4 protein-coding genes are annotated in these 4,346 nt (G+C 61.7%); 1 reads left to right on the top strand and 3 read right to left on the bottom strand.

Annotation, left to right across the window (positions count from 1 at the left end; translation table 11 throughout):
- The first annotated feature begins 12 nt into the window (after positions 1-12).
- Complete coding sequence (locus ACOJSJ_RS14640) at positions 13-138, top strand: transposase (RefSeq protein WP_037482006.1); 126 nt, start codon at positions 13-15, stop codon at positions 136-138.
- A gap of 160 nt (positions 139-298) precedes the next feature.
- On the opposite strand, the gene ligD is transcribed toward ACOJSJ_RS14640, so the two are convergent.
- Genes ligD through ACOJSJ_RS14625 form a run of 3 tightly spaced genes read right to left on the bottom strand, consistent with a single transcriptional unit; the run spans position 299 to position 4,148 of the window.
- Positions 299-2,803, bottom strand: a complete 2,505-nt coding sequence (gene ligD / locus ACOJSJ_RS14635; protein WP_420145708.1) for a DNA ligase D — start codon at positions 2,801-2,803, stop codon at positions 299-301.
- Positions 2,803-3,276, bottom strand: coding sequence for an MgtC/SapB family protein (locus tag ACOJSJ_RS14630; protein ID WP_420145707.1), 474 nt, complete (start codon positions 3,274-3,276; stop codon positions 2,803-2,805). Before ACOJSJ_RS14630 ends, ligD begins: the two co-directional genes overlap by 1 nt.
- Complete coding sequence (locus ACOJSJ_RS14625; RefSeq protein ID WP_420145706.1) at positions 3,276-4,148, bottom strand: Ku protein; 873 nt, start codon at positions 4,146-4,148, stop codon at positions 3,276-3,278. Before ACOJSJ_RS14625 ends, ACOJSJ_RS14630 begins: the two co-directional genes overlap by 1 nt.
- Between the last annotated feature and the right edge of the window lie 198 nt (positions 4,149-4,346).

Genomic DNA, 4,346 nt, shown 5'->3' with positions numbered 1-4,346 from the left:
CGTATCGAGCGCATGTTCGGCCACCTTAAGATCAACCGCGCCATCGCTACCCGATACGATCAACTGGCCAATAGCTTCCTTGGAATGGTCCATCTCGCAACGGCCAGATACTGGCTTAAATTTGTCCACGCCGCCTAGGATGATTGCCAGCTGTTACCTCGATCACCACTCCCGGCGCGACCTGCCATTCCGCTGCTACCTCGGAATGGTTTGAGTTGGTCGCGACATGCCGGTTAGCGGACGGACCGCACCTTGGGACGAAAAATCGGCGCCTGAACGGGCACAAAGGGTCGAAACGTTATATTTCCGGCAGGCTCTGGGCCGCGAAGCCCCAACCTTTGAGTTTTGCGACCTGTTTCAGCAGCGTTTCGACATCGCCGATCGAAAAGGGGTGGGCATCCTTCATGCGTGCAAGTTCGCTCCAGTCGATCGGGATCGCGATCGGGGCGCCCGGGCGGGCGCGGGCGGAGTAGGGCAGGATCGCGGTACTGCCGCGTTGGTTGCGCAGCCAGTCGATGAAGATACGGCCCTTGCGCTTGGCTTTGCTCATCGTCGCGGTGAAGCGGTCTGGCTCTGCCGCGCTCAACGCCTGGGCGAAGCGCGATACGAAATCCTTGTGCGTGTCCCAGTCATGACCGGGCGTCAGTGGGACGATGACATGCACGCCCTTGCCGCCTGAGAGCATGGCGAAGGAGACAAGGCCAATATCGGTTAGATGATTGCGTATGTCTGTGGCGGCCTGTTTCACGACGTCGAAATCAAGTCCTTCATCGGGATCGAGATCGAAGATCATCCGGTCGGGTTTTTCCACCGCGTCCGCGCGGCTCGCCCAGCCATGAAATTCGATCGTGCCCATCTGGACGCAGGCGAGAAGGCCGTCGGCATCCTCGACATAGATATAATCCTCCGACCCGCCATCCTTCTCCCGGATCGGCACCTGTCGAACGGCTTCACCAAGGGCGCCGCTGTCATGCTTTTGAAAGAAGCATTTCTTGGCCCGCCCTTGCGGGCAGCGGACGAGGCTCATCGGCCGGTTCGCCGCGAAGGGCAGCATCAGCGGGGCAACGCGGGCATAATAGTTGGCCAGTTCGCCCTTGGTCTGCCCGCTGTCGGGAAATATGACCCGCTCGCGGCTGCTGATCGCGACACTGCCTTGCGGTGCGGGGGTGGGGGTAGGCTTTTCGGGTTTCACCGCTTTGACCGGCTTGTCGCCACGCAGGCCTAGGAAGCTGCCATGGCGCACGCGTCCGTCGCCGGTGAATTGCGCGAAGGCGACTTCGGCGACCAGCTTCGGCTTGATCCATTTCGCGCCGCGCGCTTCGACGCGGGGCACATCGGCTGCTGCCTTGTCGATGGCGAGCGGTGCCATGGCCGCGGCCAGATCGTCCATTGCGGCGCTATCGAAGCCGGTGCCGACCTTGCCCTTGTAGGTCAGCGCCTTGCCCTCATACTGGGCGAGCAGGAGAGAGGCGAAAGGGCGTCCCTTCGCCTTGCTCTCCGACCAGCCGATGATCACGAACTCCTGCCGCCGTGTGCATTTGACCTTCACCCAGTTGCGCGTTCGCGCGCTGCGATAGAGTGCGTCGGCGCGTTTCGAGATGATGCCTTCCTGCCCTGCATCGCATAGCGACCGGAACAGCGTTTCGCCCGCACCCAGAACATGGTCGGACATATGGATCGGGCTTTCGGCTTCACCCAGCAGCGCCTCCAACCGCTCCTTGCGTTCGATCGTCGTCAGCCCTTTCAGATCCTGCCCGTCGAGCGACAGAAGATCGAAGGCAAACAGATGTAGGGGGCGGTCGGCATCCTCCTCGCCATGTCCCCGCCTCAACGCGTTCTGCAGCGTCGAGAAATCCGGATTGCCGTCGCCGTCCAGTGCGACCACTTCGCCATCAATTAAGCAAGGCGGTAGGGCGAGTGCAGCGATCGATGCGACCAGCGACCCGAACTTGTCGGTCCAGTCGAGGCCGTTGCGTGTGTAGAACCTGACCTTCTTCCCACTCGCTGCGATCAGCGCGCGATAACCGTCATATTTGATCTCATGCAGCCAGTCATTGCCGGTCGGCACGGCGTCGACCAGCGTTGCAAGCTGAGGCTTCACGAAGGGGTGCAGGGCGGTGGAGCGCGCCTTTCGCTTGGGCGCGACCTTCGCATTATGATCCTTGGCCGCCTGCATCCTGGCGGAAAAGGCCTTGCCCTTTGAGCCCGCCAGCGATTGCTCGCCGCCCTTGTCCGCCTCGATCTGTGCCATGGAACGCTTGGTCAACACACTGGTCAGCGCCCGTTCGACCAGTACGTCGCCCGACCCCGCCTCCTTGTCGTCGATCTTGCGCAGCAGCCAGTTCTCGCGCTTCTCCTTGGGCCGGCCCTTCATCCGTACCAGCAGCCATTCGCCTTTCATGCGTTCGCCATGCAGGATGAAATGCAGATGCCCTTCTTTGATATCATCCGCGCTCTTGCCTGGGATTGGCTCCCAGGTGCCGCGGTCCCACAGCATCACCGTACCGCCGCCATATTCGCCCTTGGGGATGGAGCCTTCAAACGTGCCATAATCGAGCGGGTGATCTTCGGTCCGCACCGCGAGCCGCTTGTCGGCGGGATCGATGCTGGGCCCCTTGGTCACGGCCCAGCTTTTGAGCACGCCGTCCACCTCCAGCCGAAAGTCCCAGTGCAGCCGGGTCGCGGCATGTTTCTGCACGACGAAGCTGTGGCCGCCGGTCTTTGCGATCTTGCCCCTGGGCTCCCGGGTACGGGCGAAGTCGCGTTTGGCGTTATAGGTGGAGAGCGCGTCTTTAGCGGCCATCACTTTTTCCGATCCTGCGGATCGAGCCAGCGCCGTTCGACGAGGCCGAGCAGGGACAGCATGATGACGGCGATGACGGTCGCGTTTGCCACCAGCGGCCATAGCGCCGCGCCGCAGGCGATTCCAATGACAGCCGCCAGCCAGATATGGGCAGCCGTCGTCAGATTCTTGATCTCGCCCTTGCTGAAGACGATCAGCCCCGCCGCTATGATGCCGGTGAACGCCGCGGAAGCCTCGAACACGCGGAGCGGATCGATATTTCCTTGTCCTCGCAGCTCAAGGTGAAGGGCAATGGCGCAGACGGTCATCAGCGCGGAGGTGAAGCAGATAAGCCCATGGGTGCGCATGCCCGCCGCGTGGCCGCGCAGTTCCCGGTCCAGCCCGAGCAGAAGGCCAAGGATGGCCGCAACGCCCAGGCGAAGCAGGGCCGGCCCGTCGATCAGCTGGAGAGGCGTGTCGGGATTGAGTTCCATCAGGCGCTCTTGCGCTTGGGCGCGGCCTTCTTCGTCGCGGTTTTCGGCTTGGCCGCCGTCTTCTTCGCTGGTGTGCTTTTCGCCCCTCCGGCGGACTTCTTGAGCGCGGCCATCAGGTCGATAACATTGCCGGCTTTCCGCCCAGTCGGTTCGTCATCGACATCCTCGATGATCCGCTTGCCCTTGGCCTTTTTCTTCTTGTCGATCAGCCTGTGAAGCGCGTCGACATAGCGGTCGTGAAACTCATCCGGCTTGAAGGGCGCGGTCTTCTTGTCGATGATGCTGACCGCGAGATCGAGCATGTCCTCGTCCGCCGTATCGGCTGGCAGTCCCTTGAAATAGCTCTGCGCCTTGTTCACCTCGTCGGCATAGCGCAGCACTTCGAGCACCAGCCCCTTGCCACACGGCTTCAGAGACACAAGCTGCTCGCGGCCGCGCACCGAGAGCTGGCCAAGGCCCACCTTCTTTGTCTGGCGTAGCGCGTCGCGAAGGACCGCATAAGCTTCCTCGGCCAGATCGTCTGCCGGAACCACGAAATAGGGCTTCTCATAATAGAGGACGTCTATCGCGTCAGATTCGACGAACTGGACAAGGTCCAGCGTCTTGCGGCTCTCGATCTTGACTGCCTCGATCTCCTCCTGCTTCAGCAGGACATAATTGCCCTTGGACAGCTCGAAGCCCTTGAGGATCTCGTCGCGGTCGACCGGGCCGACCCCGCTCACTACCTTCTCATATTGAATGGGCTTGCCGGTGGGTTCGTGGATCTGGCGGAAAGAAACCGCCGCGCCCGACTTGGTCGCAGGATAGATTTCGACCGGGATCGACACCAGCGCCAGCTTGATCTGGCCCTGCCAATATGCACGCGTCGCCATAGCGAGGAACCTCCTCGGCAAGAGCGAGCATCGGCACGGTTGGTTCCAGAGGATCGACTAAGGGGTGTGGGGATTTAGGATTTCCATTTTGCTGGAGTTGTGATTCACACTCTGGATGGATCGCTTTGTACTGACGGACGCCCAATGGGCGCAGATGGAACCGCACTGTCTGGGCAAGATCACCGACCCTGGCCGCAG

The organism is Sphingobium sp., assembly GCF_048594625.1.
Lineage (GTDB): Bacteria > Pseudomonadota > Alphaproteobacteria > Sphingomonadales > Sphingomonadaceae > Sphingobium.
Note: the sequence above shows the minus strand (reverse complement) of the source record. Positions and strands in the feature narration are given on the sequence as shown.